This is a genomic window from Bradyrhizobium sp. HKCCYLS1011 (assembly GCF_051167795.1).
GTDB lineage: Bacteria > Pseudomonadota > Alphaproteobacteria > Rhizobiales > Xanthobacteraceae > Bradyrhizobium.
In genome coordinates this window covers 900,638-916,127 of the sequence record NZ_JBNPTT010000002.1, presented here as the reverse complement: position 1 = coordinate 916,127, position 15,490 = coordinate 900,638, and the positions used below count along the sequence as shown (strand labels likewise).

The 15,490-nt window shown below is 60.6% G+C and carries 15 protein-coding genes; 11 read left to right on the top strand and 4 right to left on the bottom strand.

The window, feature by feature from the left end:
• Positions 1 to 60: 60 nt before the first annotated feature.
• On the bottom strand, positions 61 to 630 hold the full coding sequence (locus ACQR1W_RS08775) for a SoxW family protein (protein ID WP_434850383.1): 570 nt from the start codon (positions 628 to 630) through the stop codon (positions 61 to 63).
• A gap of 98 nt (positions 631 to 728) precedes the next feature.
• Here ACQR1W_RS08775 and ACQR1W_RS08770 point away from each other — a divergent pair, with 98 nt between their 5' ends.
• Entirely contained in the window at positions 729 to 1,472 is a 744-nt protein-coding gene (locus ACQR1W_RS08770) for a hypothetical protein (RefSeq protein ID WP_434850382.1), read from the top strand.
• Here the strand turns inward: ACQR1W_RS08770 and ACQR1W_RS08765 are convergent, their stop codons facing one another.
• Complete coding sequence (locus ACQR1W_RS08765; RefSeq protein WP_434850381.1) at positions 1,473 to 2,204, bottom strand: cytochrome c biogenesis CcdA family protein; 732 nt, start codon at positions 2,202 to 2,204, stop codon at positions 1,473 to 1,475.
• A 71-nt stretch (positions 2,205 to 2,275) separates the two neighbouring features.
• On the opposite strand from ACQR1W_RS08765, the gene ACQR1W_RS08760 reads away from it, so the two are divergent.
• From ACQR1W_RS08760 to ACQR1W_RS08745, 4 genes are all read left to right on the top strand, one after another.
• Entirely contained in the window at positions 2,276 to 2,650 is a 375-nt protein-coding gene (locus ACQR1W_RS08760) for a thioredoxin (RefSeq protein ID WP_434850380.1), read from the top strand.
• A 25-nt stretch (positions 2,651 to 2,675) separates the two neighbouring features.
• Positions 2,676 to 3,026, top strand: coding sequence for an ArsR/SmtB family transcription factor (locus tag ACQR1W_RS08755; RefSeq protein ID WP_008967358.1), 351 nt, complete (start codon positions 2,676 to 2,678; stop codon positions 3,024 to 3,026).
• Between the two features lie 78 nt (positions 3,027 to 3,104).
• Positions 3,105 to 4,202 (top strand): YeeE/YedE family protein, encoded by a 1,098-nt coding sequence (locus ACQR1W_RS08750; protein ID WP_434850379.1) that lies wholly within the window; start codon positions 3,105 to 3,107, stop codon positions 4,200 to 4,202.
• Between the two features lie 15 nt (positions 4,203 to 4,217).
• Positions 4,218 to 4,754, top strand: a complete 537-nt coding sequence (locus ACQR1W_RS08745) for a DUF6789 family protein (protein ID WP_434850378.1) — start codon at positions 4,218 to 4,220, stop codon at positions 4,752 to 4,754.
• A 43-nt stretch (positions 4,755 to 4,797) separates the two neighbouring features.
• On the opposite strand, the gene ACQR1W_RS08740 is transcribed toward ACQR1W_RS08745, so the two are convergent.
• Entirely contained in the window at positions 4,798 to 6,486 is a 1,689-nt protein-coding gene (locus ACQR1W_RS08740; protein ID WP_434850377.1) for a methyl-accepting chemotaxis protein, read from the bottom strand.
• Between the two features lie 630 nt (positions 6,487 to 7,116).
• On the opposite strand from ACQR1W_RS08740, the gene ACQR1W_RS08735 reads away from it, so the two are divergent.
• Positions 7,117 to 8,301 carry a cytochrome P450 gene (locus ACQR1W_RS08735; protein WP_434850376.1) on the top strand — a complete coding sequence of 395 codons (1,185 nt, stop codon included), beginning with the start codon at positions 7,117 to 7,119 and terminating at the stop codon, positions 8,299 to 8,301.
• 656 nt (positions 8,302 to 8,957) lie between these two features.
• On the opposite strand, the gene ACQR1W_RS08730 is transcribed toward ACQR1W_RS08735, so the two are convergent.
• A complete protein-coding gene (locus ACQR1W_RS08730; protein WP_434850375.1) occupies positions 8,958 to 10,145 on the bottom strand; it encodes a hypothetical protein in 1,188 nt (395 codons plus the stop codon).
• 1,127 nt (positions 10,146 to 11,272) lie between these two features.
• Between ACQR1W_RS08730 and ACQR1W_RS08725 the strand changes: the two genes are divergently transcribed.
• The 5 genes from ACQR1W_RS08725 (at position 11,273) to ACQR1W_RS08705 (ending at position 15,417) form a co-directional block, all read left to right on the top strand.
• The gene (locus ACQR1W_RS08725; RefSeq protein ID WP_434850374.1) at positions 11,273 to 12,658 is read left to right on the top strand and encodes a tyrosine-type recombinase/integrase; all 1,386 of its coding nucleotides are present in this window, start codon (positions 11,273 to 11,275) and stop codon (positions 12,656 to 12,658) included.
• Positions 12,659 to 12,780: 122 nt separating this feature from the next.
• Positions 12,781 to 13,170 carry a helix-turn-helix domain-containing protein gene (locus tag ACQR1W_RS08720; protein ID WP_434850373.1) on the top strand — a complete coding sequence of 130 codons (390 nt, stop codon included), beginning with the start codon at positions 12,781 to 12,783 and terminating at the stop codon, positions 13,168 to 13,170.
• Positions 13,167 to 13,547: a hypothetical protein gene (locus tag ACQR1W_RS08715; protein ID WP_434850372.1), complete on the top strand. Its 381-nt coding sequence runs from the start codon at positions 13,167 to 13,169 to the stop codon at positions 13,545 to 13,547. Before ACQR1W_RS08720 ends, ACQR1W_RS08715 begins: the two co-directional genes overlap by 4 nt.
• A 184-nt stretch (positions 13,548 to 13,731) precedes the next feature.
• Entirely contained in the window at positions 13,732 to 14,013 is a 282-nt protein-coding gene (locus tag ACQR1W_RS08710; protein WP_434850371.1) for a hypothetical protein, read from the top strand.
• 315 nt (positions 14,014 to 14,328) lie between these two features.
• Positions 14,329 to 15,417, top strand: coding sequence for an AAA family ATPase (locus ACQR1W_RS08705; protein WP_434850370.1), 1,089 nt, complete (start codon positions 14,329 to 14,331; stop codon positions 15,415 to 15,417).
• The last annotated feature ends 73 nt before the right edge of the window (positions 15,418 to 15,490 follow it).

Sequence of the window (15,490 nt, the reverse complement as noted above, 5' to 3'; positions counted from 1 at the left end):
TCACAAATTATGATATGAGAATGAATCGGCTGTCAAGACGATTTGTGTGCGGCGATGCCGTCAACCTTTCGACGCCGAAAGATATTCGAGAAACGTGCCGCGCTCATAAGCCTGCTCGCGCACGAAGCGGAACATCGCGAGGAAATGCCTCGGCTTCAGATAGCCGGGCGCACGTGCCACCTCGCGCGCCATCGGCTCTTTCTGCGCGAGGCCGTCGGATGAGGACGGAAAGAACTGGAACGTCGGTGTGAAGCGAATCGCGTATTTTTCGGCGAGCTCTTTTTCGCTGGCTTCCTTGCCGTCGAAGTCGACGACCTTCCTTGAGCCGATCAGATTCAGCTGCAGCACCTGGAAATTGGTGCGGATGTAGCTCGCGATCTCCTGATCGGCGAAATTGACGAGGTGCGTCTCGCGACAATACGGGCAGCCCCGCAGCTCCCACATGATGGCGAGCCGCTTGCCTTCGGTCGCGGCGGTGTCGAGATCATCGCGCAGATCGAGAAAGCTGCTCAGGAACCATGGCTCATGATAGAGCCCGTCATCGCCGAGAACCGGCTCGGCTTTCGCCGGCAGTTGGGCCGCAGCGGTGATGACCGCGGGTGCCAGCGCGACAAACGCCCGGCGCGTCATTCTCGTCTGCGAAGCCGCCGATGCATTCATCCGCTTTACCGAAGCTACAACCTTACGCTACATAATATTCAAATATCAAAATGTGAAAAGGACATTCGATGCTGCATCGCGCCATCATCCTTGCCTCGATGCTGCATCGCGCCATCATCCTTGCCTTGCTGCTCTGGGCTGGTTGCGGCTCGTGCATCAATGCCGCTGAGACGCCGGACCCGGCCGGGATCATGCAAACGGTCATGGCCAGCCTTCGCGCTGCAGCGAGCTATGCGCGCACCAGCAATCTCGCCCTGGCGCAGGTCGAGCTTGGTGACGCAAGAGGTGCTTGGGACAGTTGGCTCAGCAGTTTCTCCGATCGGCCTGCACCCTACTCGTCTTCGGCCTTGCACAACCTGCTGATCGCCGAAAAAGACAATCTCGCGCGGGCAAGTGACGCGCTCCGTGCCGGCGACGGCTCGGGTGCAACATCCGAAATTCTGGCATTGCGCCGATCCATTCGAGAGCTGAGGCGCGAGGCAGGACTGTTCGAGCTGAACGACTGCGTGTTCGATCTGGCGGCGCCGATGGAGCAGCTACGATCGGCGGCCGTGCGGTTCGGCGAGGCAAAGGCCGGCGCTGAAGAGGTTAAGACTGTTGGCGTGGCTTTGCGCGATCACCTGCAGCGCTGCAACGGCCTTGCCTCGCCCGAGATCGCCAGCGAGGCCGAATTCCGCCGGCTGATGGACGGCGCGATCTCGAGCGCCGGCGAGATCGGCAGCGCGGCGACAGCGGGAGATGCCGGCCTCGTCCATCGCTACCAGATCGAGCTGCAGTCCTTCGTCAATCTGCTCGACTTTCGCTTCGGCTGATCAGCCGATGGTCGAGAGCGCCGGAAACTGCTCGAAGATCCATTCCGAGATGCGCGGGATCACGCCAGATAGAAACGCGATTCCAGTCAGGACCAGGAAGCCGCCCATCGTCTTTTCGATCAGCGCGAGGTGCGGGCGCAGGCCCTTGAGCATGGTCATGAACTGTCCGGTAAAGGCTGCCGCGATCAGGAACGGAACGCCGGTGCCGATCGAATAGGCCGACAGCAACAGGGCTCCCTTGCCCACCGTTGCCTCGGCTCCGGCCATCATCAAGACAGCCGCAAGAACCGGTCCCGCACAGGGGCTCCAGCCGAAGGCAAAGGCCAGCCCCATGACGAACGCCCCGAGCAGCCCGGCCGGCTTCTGCGCAAGCTGAACCGTGGCACTCCGATACAGCAGCGGTATCTTCAGCAGCCCGAGAAAGTGCAGACCCATGGCGACGATCACAGCGCCGGCGATGACCCCGAGCTGAGCGAGATGGCTGGAAATGAAGCGGCCGAACACCGACGCCGTGGCCCCAAGTCCAACGAAAACCAGCGAGAAGCCGGCGACAAAGCACAGCGCCGAACGGATGGTCTGCCGCCGATGGCTGGGGCTGAGTTCGCCGCCTGCCTCGACCGACACGCCCGCCATATAGAAGAGAAAGGGCGGGACCAATGGCAGGATGCAGGGTGAAAGGAAAGACAGAAGGCCCGCCAGGAACGCGGCCCCGATCGTCACATCCAGATCCATGTCCTTACAACCCTCCCCTGGTACATATTCGAATTTAATGATAGATAGAGGGCCAAGTCCAGGGTGGTCCGATGCTCCACAAGGTTCTTCGCTTAGCCGTTGCCGCACTGGCCGCGTTCTGGCTGCCGGCACAAGCCTTTGCCGCGGAGCTCGTGATGTTCGAGCGCGCCGGCTGCACCTGGTGCGCACGCTTCGACGCCGAGATTGCGCCGGTCTACGCCAAGACGGACGAAGGGCGGGCCTTGCCGCTGCGCCGGGTGGACCGCGACAAGCCGCTTCCGGACGATCTCGCGGCGATCGATCCGGGCGCGTTCACGCCGACCTTCGTGGTCGTCGACCAGGGTCGGGAAATCGGTCGAATCAGAGGATATCCGGGCGACACTTTTTTCTTTGGGCTTCTCGGCCGTATACTGATCGCCGCGCCCGCGCTTCAGGCCCGCTCTTGAAGGGAAATTAGGAGATCACGACCCCATGCCGCTTCCGAAGCTCAAGGACATCGAAACCTCTGCCGAACTTGAGCAGATGATCGAAAAGGCGCGGGAAGCCAGCGAGATGCTGAAGGCGCTGTCGCACGAATCGCGGCTCTTGCTGCTCTGCATCCTCGCGGAGGGAGAGAAGTCGGTCACTGAACTCGAGCAGTTCCTCGGCGAACGGCAGTCGACAGTCTCGCAGCAATTGGCCCGCCTGCGGCTGGACCGGCTGGTGACGACGCGGCGGGACGGCAAGACGATCTACTACAGCCTGGCGAGCGACGATGTCCGCAAGATCCTCACCGCCATCTACGACGTGTATTGCGAACCGGTGCGCAAGCGAAAGCGCTAATATAACCTGGATGCGACGCTGGATTCCTTGCCGCGGGTGGCGCAGAATGCCGGAAGACAAGCAAGGACATCCGGGGGAATGCTCAGCCAATCTGCCATGATGTTCGCCTGTGGCCTTATTGCCGGTGGCGTGCTTGGCGTCGCAGGACGCGCGGGACGCTTCTGCACGCTGGCGATGCTGGAGGATGCCTTCTTCGGCTCGGATACGCGCCGGCTCAAATCATTCACGTTGGCGGCAGCCGTTGCGCTGGTCGGAACCCAGCTTCTCTCCGCTTTCGGCTTCGTCGACCTTGCTCGTTCGATCTATCTCATCCCGTCCATTCCGCTTGGCGGCGCCATCCTCGGCGGCCTTCTGTTCGGCATCGGCATGGCGCTGGTCGGCACCTGCGGCTTCGGAACGCTGGTCCGGATCGGCGGCGGCGACCTGCGCGCCGTCGTGGTCTTCCTTGTGCTCGGAATTTCTGCGCTGGCGGCGATGCGCGGCCTGACCGGCTACCTGCGTCTCGCTCTGACCGAACCGCTGTCGTTGCGCCTGCCTGAAGGCATGACCCAGGCGGCGGATTCGCTCTTGTCATTTGGGCTGGGCCGGCTGGCGCAGCCGATCGCGGTTGCCGTTGCGGCTGTCGCGCTGACGGCCTGGTCGCTCGCGGATGGGCAACTTGTGAAGTCGCCTCGGCTATTGCTTGCGGGACTCGGTGTCGGGCTTGCAGTCGTATTCGGCTGGTTCGCCACGGGCTGGCTCGGCAACGATGATTTCGACCCGGCGCGTCTTGCCTCTTTGACCTTCGTCGCTCCGCTCGGCAACACGGTACTTTATATCGCTACCATGTCGGGCGCCCACGCCGATTTCTCGATCGGCTCGGTGGCCGGCGTGATCCTCGGCTCCTTTCTCTCGGCGATATTTTCGCGGCGCTTCCGTTGGGAAGCCTGCGACGACGCGCGTGAGCTGAAGCGCCACATGACCGGCGCGCTGCTGATGGGGACTGGCGGAATCATGTCGATGGGCTGCACCATCGGTCAGGGCCTATCCGCATTTTCCACGCTGGCCGTCTCGGCCCCGATCACGATGCTCGCGATCGCTTGTGGCGCGCGCGTCGGCCTCGAATACACCATGACGGGTGAGTGGCGGCCGGCGCTGCGCAATCTGCTGAGCGTGCACTCCTGGTCGACCAAATAGGTAGGACGCGGCAAATTGGCGTACTCTTCCTCAGCAGGAGGTGACGAGCCTTCGCCCAGCTCTGGAGGGAAGCCAACGGGGAGCTGCCGACCGACCGCTCCAAGCGAGATCGTCAGGTCGATGGTTGCTGGAGTCTGCGGCAGCATGGCCCATCTGCTGCTGATGTCCTTCAAATCCTGGTCGGGACTGCTTCCCTCGTTCCAGCCCTATGAAAATCTGCAAGCCACGCTCCACCAGATCACGGGAAGCTCGGTCGATCCGATCGTGCCCTGGGCACTGTCTTTCCTGAACGGTTCAACCATCGTCGGCGTGGTCTTCGGTCAGCTCTATCGATGGCTGCCGGGCTCCTCCGGCGAAACCAAAGGCGCGGTTTACGGCGTCCTCGGTTGGCTCATCATGGGAATCCTGTTCTTCCCTATGATCGGTCTTGGCGTCTTCGCCACCGGCGCGGGCCTCGGCATCGCTCCCGCCCTGTTCTCGCTTGCCATGCTACTCACCTATAGTGTGGTTCTCGGCAGCGTCTATGGTGCGCTCGATTGCGCCAGCCGCTGAAGGGCCAACTCACTCTACCAGGTCGATCGGAACGCGCGCTGCATCATGCAGCTCTCACGCCGTCGATGAACTTTCTCACTTCCAGCTTCAGTCGGGCGCTGTCGCCTGCCAGGGACTTCGCGGCCGACAACACCTCGGTGGCCGCAGAGCCGGTCTCGACGGCGCCGCGCTGCACGTCGGTCACGTTGGAGGACACCTGCTGGGTGCCCGAGGCAGCATGCTGAACGTTGCGCGAGATCTCCTGGGTGGCCGCACCCTGCTGTTCGACCGCCGCGGCGATGGTCGATGAAATCTCCGAAAGCTTCTCGATTGTCGTACCGATCTCCCGGATGGCGCCGACCGACTGCTGGGTCGCGGCCTGAATGCCGGAAATCTGCTGACCGATCTCGCCGGTGGCCTTTGCCGTCTGCTCCGCCAACGCCTTGACTTCCGACGCCACCACGGCAAAGCCGCGGCCGGCATCCCCGGCACGGGCCGCCTCGATGGTGGCGTTGAGGGCAAGCAGGTTGGTCTGTCCGGCAATGGTGTTGATCAGCTCCACGACGTCACCGATCCGTGCCGCCGCCTTCGACAGTTCACCGACTTGATCGTTGGTCTTGCGCGCCTGCGCGACCGCCTCGTTCGCCATCCGGGCGGAGTCTTGGACCTGGCGGCTGATCTCTGTGACCGATGCGGACAGCTCCTCGGTCGCGGACGCGACGGATTGCACGTTGGCGGACGCCTCCTCGGAGGCGGATGTCACCGCGGTCGCCAGCTTCTGCGCGCGATTGGCTGTGTTGCTCAGGCCGTCGGCGTGACCTTCAAGTCCGTTCGATGCCGTCGAAACCGTCTCGACGATCTCCGCGACCACGCTTTCGAAGCGCCTGGTCATGTCATCCAACCGCTTGGCGCGCTCGATCTTCACCCGCGCGTCCGTCGCCGCCTCGTCATCGGCCGCCTTCTTGGCGATCAGCGCAGTCTTGAAGACCTGCAACGCATCCGCCATCGTGCCGATCTCCGTCCTTTCGCCACGATGCGGGATCTCAGTCGCGAGATCGCCCTGGCCCAGCGCCTGCATCGGCCGCAGAATGGAGGCGATGGATAGAGTGATGTCGCGGACGAACCAGAAGCCGACGACGATGCCGGCCACGACCGCCGTCACGATAATCGCGGACACCATGGTGAATGACTGCGCATAGCCCTGGGCAGCGTTCCGGGTCTCGGCTTCCGCACCTTGATTGTTGAGGTCAATCGCCTTCTTGAGATAGCCGTCAGATTCATTGGCTACGCTGCGGACGGTCTTACGAAACTGTTCACTTGCCGCGCGCGCCGCGTCGGCGCCTCCCTTCCGGGAGATGTCGAGCACATCGGCCGTCGCCCTGACATATTCGTCCCAGCTTTTTGACCAGTTCTCGAACAGCGATCGCTCCTCGGCAGACGAGATCAGGACGGAATAGGCCTGGCGCGCGTCCGCAATGGAGCCCAGCGTGGCTTTCATGTTCTTTTCGAGCATTGCCCGCTCGTCTGGGCTCTCAGCCGTCATATAGGCGCGGAGCTGCGCTCGGTTGAGGTTGATGTCCGACCGCAACTCACCGAGAACGCGAACGCTCGGCAGCCAGCTGTTGGCGATCTGCTCGGTATGCGCGTTGATCACCTGCATGCCGTGGACCGCCATCGCGCCAAGCAGCGCCATGGCCACCAGCAGCAGCAAAATGACCGCCACCATCTTTCCGCGAATTGAGAGCTGCGACATCAATTTAGCCCAATGGGGTTTATGAGCGACTGCTTGCGACAGCTGGCCCGGATCCGACAGTAGCCATCAAAGCTCGCCGAATGGTTAAGATCCAGTACCATACCACCGGTCGTTGCTGTGTCCGGCTTCGACGCAAAGATATCCGCTGTTCAATGATCTCCGAAATACACGGATTTCGTTCAGGTGTTAGCACGACGATTTTCGACTTCTTCCGACCTATTACGAGCGTTTCACGCGGACGCGTCAGGCAGGCGCGTGCTCGCGACGGCCTGTGATCGGCTTTGCCGGCAGGCGACGACAACACCTGTGGTCCATGCGGGAGTTCGTGCTGGGCCCGCGTGCCATGCGAGCGCACACGTCGACGTCACATCGTCATTACTGTCGCGAGTTTGGCTCATGAACCGGTGCCATCAGCCGAGGGCACCTTCGTAAGCACGATCATGGCGGCGTCCTTCGCGGCGAGAAACACGAGACCGCCGCGGCGCAAGCAGCGGAACTGGCGGGGTCAGAACTCGTTCAGAATGGACGCTCGTTCTTGCCCGGGGCATCGGACCCGGATTGCACCGTTTCGTCCCTGCTACTATCCTTGAGGTGAGACACGCGCTGGCCCGCATCCAACAGGAGCGCCCCATGCCGACTGCGAGCTTGGCTCCCCTGGACGAGACCATCACGATCGCCGAGCTGACGCGCGATCCCTATCCGATCTACCAGCGCCTGAGACGCGGAGCGCCCGTCCTGCGGGTCAAGTCCGTGGGCCGTACGTTTCTCACCAAAGCGGCTGATACCAAATACGTCAAGGACAATGCGGCGCTGTTCTCGTCCAACGATCCGAACACGCCGATGAAGCGGGCCTTCCTCGCGCATACGCTGATGCGCAAGGACCACGACGAGCACCGGGCCGAGCGCATGGCGATGATGCCGGCTTTGATGCCGAAGACAATCGAAGCCGTCTGGGAGCCGCTCTACAGGACGTTCGCCACTGACTATCTCGACCGGCTGCCGCGCGGTGAGGTGGTCGATCTGTTTCCCGCTCTCGCAGGACCGCTGGCCGCGCGCATTCTCGCTGAAGTGATGGGCGTGCCGGACGCCAGCGACGCGGACATGCAGCGCTGGTCGCAGACCCTGATCGACGGCGCCGGAAACTTCGGCTGGACTCCGGGGCCGTTCGACGCGACCGACCTCGCCAATGCGGAGATGGACCGCTGCATCCGCGCCAATGCCGAGCGTGTCCGCGCTGAACCGGATTCCTCCGCGCTCTCCTTCATGGTCAACGCGAAGAACCCGATTGCGGAAAGCCAGATCATCGCCAACATCAAGATCGCGATCGGCGGCGGCATCAATGAGCCGCGCGACGCCCTGCTGACGATCATCTACGGCCTCCTGACCAATCCGGAGCAGCTTGCCGCCGTGCACGACCAGGACAAGTGGCGCTCCGCGTTCGAGGAAGGGGTGCGGTGGGTGGCGCCGATCCAGGCGAGCTCACGCCTCGTGATGGAGGACACGGAGATTCGCGGCTGCCTGATCCCGAAGGGCGACACCGTGATGACGATCCAGGCCTCGGCGAACCGGGACGAGGACCTCTTCGACGATGGCGAAAACTACAACGCGCTGCGCGACCCCAATCCTCACCAGGCCTTCGGCAACGGCCCGCATCATTGCGCCGGCGCCCACCTCTCCCGCCGCACCGTCGGCGCCATCCTGCTGCCCATGCTGTTCGAGCGTTTCCCGAAGATGACGCTGCCCGATCCGGCGAGCGTGCGGTGGCATGGGTTTGGGTTTCGAGGGCCGCTCAATCTGCCGGTTCGGATGCAATAGGATTGGGGCGAGGGAACTAGGCTAATCGCGGTCGGAAAGTAGGCACTCTAAAAGAGCTTTGTGGTCAAATAGATGTGGTTCTCGCTTGTCCGGGCCACGTAGAAACTCGAAAGGCGGAAATCTCAGTTCGCCGTCATAATCACGCGATCTCATTTCGCATCGCGCGCTCTTCAGGCGAGGAACGACGGAAGCATATTCGCTTGCCTTACTGAACTTAAGGTATTCATCAGTTTTCTCCTTGAGGCACTTGTTCATGACCTCCATTCGCTGATCAACGCTAGTTGCACGACTGAACGCTTGCTCTACGCAAATAGCTTTCGCTACCGCGATGTTATATAGTAGGCCCTTGATACCTTTTTCGGCATCCGCCCGATCACTACTCGAGGATGGCGCCTTTCCCCGCGCGATCTTGCGTTTATCCTCGAGCGCTACGCCATCCCAAAATCTTTGGTAATCGGCGCGAATCTCCGGCTCAAGACTCCGGTAGAAGCTTTGTATGTCTTTAATCTCTTGAGAGAGGCCCGCGGTGCACCAAGCCACAAAGAGCGCACTTAGACCGACGCGATGGATGCACATAGTCGCAAGCCCCCATGATTTCCTTGTCACAGCGACTCTCAGCCTACATTTTCATCACTCCCTACAAGCCAATTGCACTTTCACTGCAACTTGCGCAGGAGATACCCGGTAAATACCAATTCGTTACAGTCGAGTTTTCTTGTAATAAGCTGAATCGTTTCAAGGTTCTCGCTCGTCGAGAAAATCACCTGTTGATTGGTCTGCTTCGAGGCAGAAGCTCGTCGCAAAAGACTCTCAAAACTCACTTCTGAGGAAGATTGCTGCCTAGGCTCATCGAACACCAGCAGGTTTGGATGATTGGTCCTTTTTTCATTTGCTAACTCAAGAAGACTTAACTGGTAAGCCCACTTGAGACGAATCGCATCGCTCGCGGACGTCTCAAAGCCGATCTCGAAACCTTCCTTTTCTGGGCGATAGCTATCTTCTGAGACCGACAGCTCTCTCGGAACCGCAGCAGCAATCGCTGAGATAAGTGAATCAAATTCGGTATGAAGAACAGCGCTCGGTGTTGGACCACCTCTCGAGCCCGCAAATTGAAGGCGGCGAGCCCGACTTTTGATCGCCGACATGATTTTTTCGTGCAGATCTGGCGATTCCGTTCGGAGCGCATCTAGCATTGCATTTCCCTGAAGGAAATCTCGAATAGTTTGAGCGACTGCAGCTTGAACTTGATCGGGGCTGGCCCGCTTTCTCATTTTTTTCGTCGCGTTTGCTAGCAAATTTGATGAGCTGGCAGCCCATTTATCAAGCTCCTCTTGAGAGAGGTTCGGCACTGCCAGCGTTATGGTGGAAAGAGAGGACATTCCGGCAGCGATGGCATTGCAGGGGAATGAGCTGGTATCTTGAATCTTGACCTCGAATAGCGGATCAAGAACCGGACATTTCGTCTCCCGCATATCTCCAGTCTTTTTTGCGCAGTGGAGATTGACCTCTTTGCTGTCGTGAAGAGGAGCGAGAAGTATCCAGTGCTTGATCGGCACGCCTAGAAATAGCTTTGCAATATCGAGGTAATTAGCCAGAAGCTTGGACAAGTCCTTAGTAATCTTCGTCTTTTGTCGTTCAGCACGCGTCGCGATATCGACCGGCTCTTCTACCGAATAGCACTGGTAGGCCACCAAATCATTAGTGCAGTAATAGTCTATCCCGTAGTCACCCTTGTGCGCAGCGGGTATCTTTTGCACGTTCAATGGACCATGACGGTTCTGAAGCAGACCTAGCGAGAACAATTCCCAGTCGTCAGGATTCCAGATTTGCACCTGATTGATCATTGGTTGCAAAAAACTCCTCCCACACCACCACTTTACATTTCTCCGTCCATCCAGCAATGGTCGCCTTGGCCTATTCAGTGACTTTATCCTGCGTTCCTAGAGAGGGAGGCGGCACGCCGGCCCCAAGGCTCGCGCCGCGTGCGGGCTAGGCGCAACCCCATGGAATTGGCAGACAAGAAGCTTTTTGCGCTCCCTCACAAATTTCCTTTCGCTATTTCGGAAATTCTGCTCTGACTACGTCTCGCCCTCACTGAAGGGGCGTTTCGGATATCGGTGACAGTGCGGATATCGGTGACAGTGCATTCAATTCTGTCGGTTCGCTCAGCTCGGTTAGGGATTCTCGCGAAAGGCGCCGCCTTCGTCTCCGCTGGCCGGCATAGTCGCATCCCACCCATGCCCCAACTGCCCGTCGTGCCAGTTTGCCGCATCACGTCGGGCAAACCGCGGCTTGTGTCGTCGGGCAAATCAGGACGATCATCCTCGCCGTCTCGCGCTCACTGGAGGGGCGTTTCGCGATCGTCACGGACCGTGGAGCGTGGGATGCGGTGGCCGCATCGGGTCGCAGTGCGCGTTTCGCGTGCGGACGAACGATTCCGTTGCGGACGGTCAAGCCGTGTGGTCCGGGCACCCCGGTGCTGGTGCCGAGTTGGCGATGATGATTTGCCGATGACGGGGGCAAAAAGCCGGTCCCCGCGGAGAGCGCGGAGCAGCCGTTAAACCCATCGCGCAGGGAAGGCCGGTTGTTCGGCCAATCCTGTGGTGACTGCCGCCTGCTTTTCTTTCTGCAGGCGGGCCATGGGTGCGGCCTGCACCCGGCCTTCCCTGCGCCCTCCTCGTTTCGAGGGCGTCCACGAGAGCAAAGCTCGGACGCTGATCGCGCCGCGAGGCTGCGAAGCCGCGCCGCTCAGGTCAGAGTTTTCAGGACAAGCGCCGGAAATGGCGCTCCCTAGGGGAATCGAACCCCTGTTTCAGCCTTGAGAGGGCTGTGAATTTTTCCTTCGACCGTCCACCGACGTCCACCACAATCCAATAAAATCAAACACTTATTGAAACGACGCCCATGGTCGTCTACCACCGTACAGGGATTTATATTCGACGGTTATTCGACGACTTTTGGGGTTGGGGCGATGACGAAGACACTCACAGAGGCTCAGATCACGACGGCCAAGGCGCGCTCCAAACTGGGCGCCGGCGTGCATTGGCGTCGCCTCGATGCCGAGGCGCACCTTGGCTACCGCAGGGGAAAGCGCGGCGGCGTTTGGCTGGTGCGCTGGCGTAACCACTATGAGGGCGCCAACTACAAACAGGCGCAACTCGGCATCGCGAATGACATCAACGACAAGCCTACCGAAGGAGTGCTGACCTTTGAACAGGCTGCGAGAGGGGCACGGGATTTCGTCACCCATTCCAGAACGGAAGCCGCCGCACATGCCAGCGGACCCGCGCCGACCGTGCGAACGGCTGTCGAAGCCTATGTTAACGAGCGCAATGCTCGTGACAGCCGAAGGTCCGGCCGCGAAGTTCGATCTGACGCGGGACACCGCTTACGACGCTACGTTCTCGGTCAGGAGAAGCGCGGTAAACAGGAAGCCATCGGTGCAGCACCTCTTGCCGACATCCACCTGCACGCGCTGAAGGAAGACGACCTTCTAACCTGGCGCGACGAGCTGCCCGAGGAACTGAAAGCCACGACGAAGCACCGGCTCTCGAACGACCTCAAGGCCGCGCTGAATGCAGCATGGCCGCGGCTGTCCGTGGAGCAAAAGAAACTAAACCCGACGTTTCTCGCGATCGTGAAAGACGGCTTCAAGGCCGAGCGCATCGATGATGACGACGACGCATCCATCGCGCGAGACAACCAGATCCTCACCGATGCGCAGGTTGGCGCCCTGCTTCGCGCTGCGGGCGAGATCGACGCCGAGCAGGAAAGTGAGGGTGACCTCTACCGACTTGTGGTCTGCCTCGCCGCCACGGGCGCACGGTTCGCGCAGGTGCGGCGGATGCGCGTCAGCGATGCCCAGCTCAAGGAGCGCCGCTTGATGATGCCGGGCTCCTACAAGGGACGCGGCGGCAACGGTGGCTCCGTTCCGATTCCGGTGGGCGACGACGTGATCGAGGTCCTGCTGCCCGCAATCGTAGGCCGCCCAAAGCAGGCTCCGCTGTTCGAGCGCTGGAGCTATAAGCAAGAGCCCCACAGCATCGCATGGACGAGATCAGAGCGCGGCCCATGGAAGACCGCAGAGCTTACTCGCCCTTGGCAAGCGATCCGCCAGCGCGCTGGACTGCCGGAGGTGATCCCCTACAGTCTGCGCCATAGCAGCATCGTCCGCGGCCTGCGAAGCGGGCTCCCTATCCAGCAAGTCGCGAAGCTGCACAACACGTCCGTGACGATGATCGAGCGGCATTACGCGAAGTACATCGCTACGGCATTGGAGGATCTCGCGCGAGCAGCGGTCGTTCCCCTGGTCCCGCAGCCCCACGACAATGTGGTTACGATTGCCAAGCGCGTTTGATGGAGCGCTCATCGCCCAAAGCACCGCAGCGTCGCTACGTCACCGCAAGATTGCAGACCTGAGAACACCGCACACTTTGTCCACAAGCATCCACAGGCGCTCTGACGGAGTTTGAGGACTTATTGGGATTCTGGAAATTCCACTGGTGCGTATCAGATCGAATCACCTATCTTGTAATCGTTAACCCCGCGCAGGATGTGCGGCCCCTTGATCAGGGAGCCCATGCTTGCGCGTTTTTCGTTTTTGCGCTGGGCTTCCCAATGGCGGAACGCCAAATGCACAAAGACAACGACTATCACCCCGACGAACGACTTGCGTACAGGCCGGCTGAAGCCGCCCGGCTCATCGGCTATTCTCGCAGTGGCTTCTATCTGCTGCTGAGCAGCGGCGAGCTCCCATCATTCAAGCTCGGCCGCAAGCGCCTAATCCGGCGCTCAGACCTTCTGGAGTTTATGCGGCGTGCCGTAGCATCTGCTCCCTCACCGCACGACGGAGAGGAGAGCACATCGTGAGAAAGGCTCTCCTCGATACCCGAACCGCCGATCTACTGGCAAAGATCGCCGGCATGTTCGGGTCCGAACATCCTGGCGAAAGAGCGGCTGCCGCTGCTCAAGCTCATGCTTTGATGACCCGGCTCGATATGACTTGGCGAGACTTGTTCTTCAGGCTGGCCGAATTGCCCTCGGACACGACCGCAATCCGATCGGATTGGAGGCATATGGCGAAGGTCTGCGGATTGAACGTTCACCGCTTTGATCCTCGCGAGGCCAAATTCGTCCGGGATATGCTGGTCATACGCTGGCAGCCCTCCGGGAGCCAGTTGGATTGGCTTATCAAGCTCTATAGGCGGATCGCTTGTGAGGCTCCACAAATGGCCACGCATCGCTAGCGGATGCTTCGCCGACGCCGCCGAGATCGGCAAGAATCCCTGACGCTTGCCACGGACGCCGAGCGCTGGCTTCGGTCGCTGCCCGCCGCAGCGGCCTAACCCTTCCATCAATCTTCACCCGTGTCGGGCTTCTCGAACGAGAAGCCCGCGCCGCCTCGGCGCATCCGGGCTTATGAGACATACGATGATGAGCATCGAAAGCAAATCCGACGTTTCTGCTCACGAAGGCAACGTTCACCCTTTGCGAGTTTCCGACCCCAAGATTCGCGTCCAGCTTCAGTTGGCAGGTCTCCGCTACATGATCACCAGAGCGAATTGGCTGATCAGTGAAGCCAATATATTGGGCACCGCTCTTAAGGCGGGTCTCATGACGTCCGCAGAGGTCGATGCCGAATTAGACAGAATGGGTGCGCTCGACCTTGTCTATCCCGACCTCATGATTGCTTCGATGGAGCGGGGATGGTGATGTTGCGCCAGACTTCTAATCATACAGCAACTGAGATGCGCATGAGTGGTGAATGCCAGGAGTGGCTCGCGCATGACATTTACAACTGGCAAACCATACCCAGCAAGGCGGCGACGATCGGCACCCGAGCGGTGCTCACCATGTGCGATAGCCAGTCTTACCGGGCAGGCACGAGCGTGAGGCTCCGGTTCTTCGCCACAGCAAGCGTGGAGACATCGGAAGGCAAGCCGCCCTACAAAACAGCGCCATTCGCGCTCTCAAGTGCGAGTTCGCCCGGCAATTCAGGTCGGACAGCACCAATTCCAGGGAGGCCCTATGAGCATCGCTGATGTAGATGGCCTCGACAATGCCGCTCTCGATCGGATCGCATTGCGCCGAGACCAGCAACACGAGCGGAATCGGGCTGGATTTCGCTACGAATTGATGTCTGAGTTCGGCCTCCACGCGTTGCGGAAAAACTGGATTTTGAAAGGCATCATCGCGAAGGGCGAGACGACCGCGTGGGTCGGCAAGCCCGGGTCGCTGAAATCGGCCCTCATGGCGGACCTGTGCCTTGCGGTGGCTGGCGGGAAGGATTGGCGCGGCAATCGCAGCAAGGCGGCCTGTGGCGTTGTCTACTTTGCGCTCGAGCGGGTAGATCTCGTCCGGCGCAGGCTTCGGGCCGGCTGGCCGCCGGCCGAGAGCGATCCACCAGTGGCCGTCGTACCTGAAACCATGAACCTCATGGACGTCCGCACGGTCGGCAAGGTGATCGCCATCATCAAGGACGTCAACGAACGCATCCAGCCGCACCAGGTGGGCCTGATCGTAATCGACACCTTCGCCAAAGCCATCGCAGCGGGTGGTGGCGACGAAAACTCCGCCAAAGATCAAGGCGTCTGCTTTGCCAACCTTGCACGCATCAAGAATGCCACCGGGGTGCATGTCGCGATCGTCGGTCACACCGGCAAGGATGAAGCGCGGGGCATGCGCGGCTCCAACGCCAGCTATGGTGACGTGGACGTCATGGTGGAGATATCGGGCGAGCAGGTAAAGACCGCGACCGTAACCAAAGCCAACGATCGGCCCGAGGGCCCTCTGCTCTCCTTCCGGTCGGAGACCATCGAGCTGGGTGTTGACGAGGATGGTGACCCTGTAACGGTCAACATCGTAAGCCAGGAAGCGGTCGAAACGGGGTCTGGTGGTTCAAATTCGGTTCGACTGACGCCCAATCAGCAGACCTTCTACCGCATCCTGTACGACGCCGGCGACCAAGGCCTCACCCTCGAGCAATGGAACGAGCAGGCACGGCAGGCGGGATTGGGCGAACGGCGCAGGGCCGACTTGCTGGACCTGCGGAAGGCATTGCGCGATAAGCAGCTCGTCCGAGAAAGCGGCGGCCGGTGGCGCGTGGACCATGCCTGACGCCGCGGCACGGAACGTTACGTTCGGTTCGTTTTCTCCATAGGGCCGTATCCGAACGTAACGTGTCATTGTT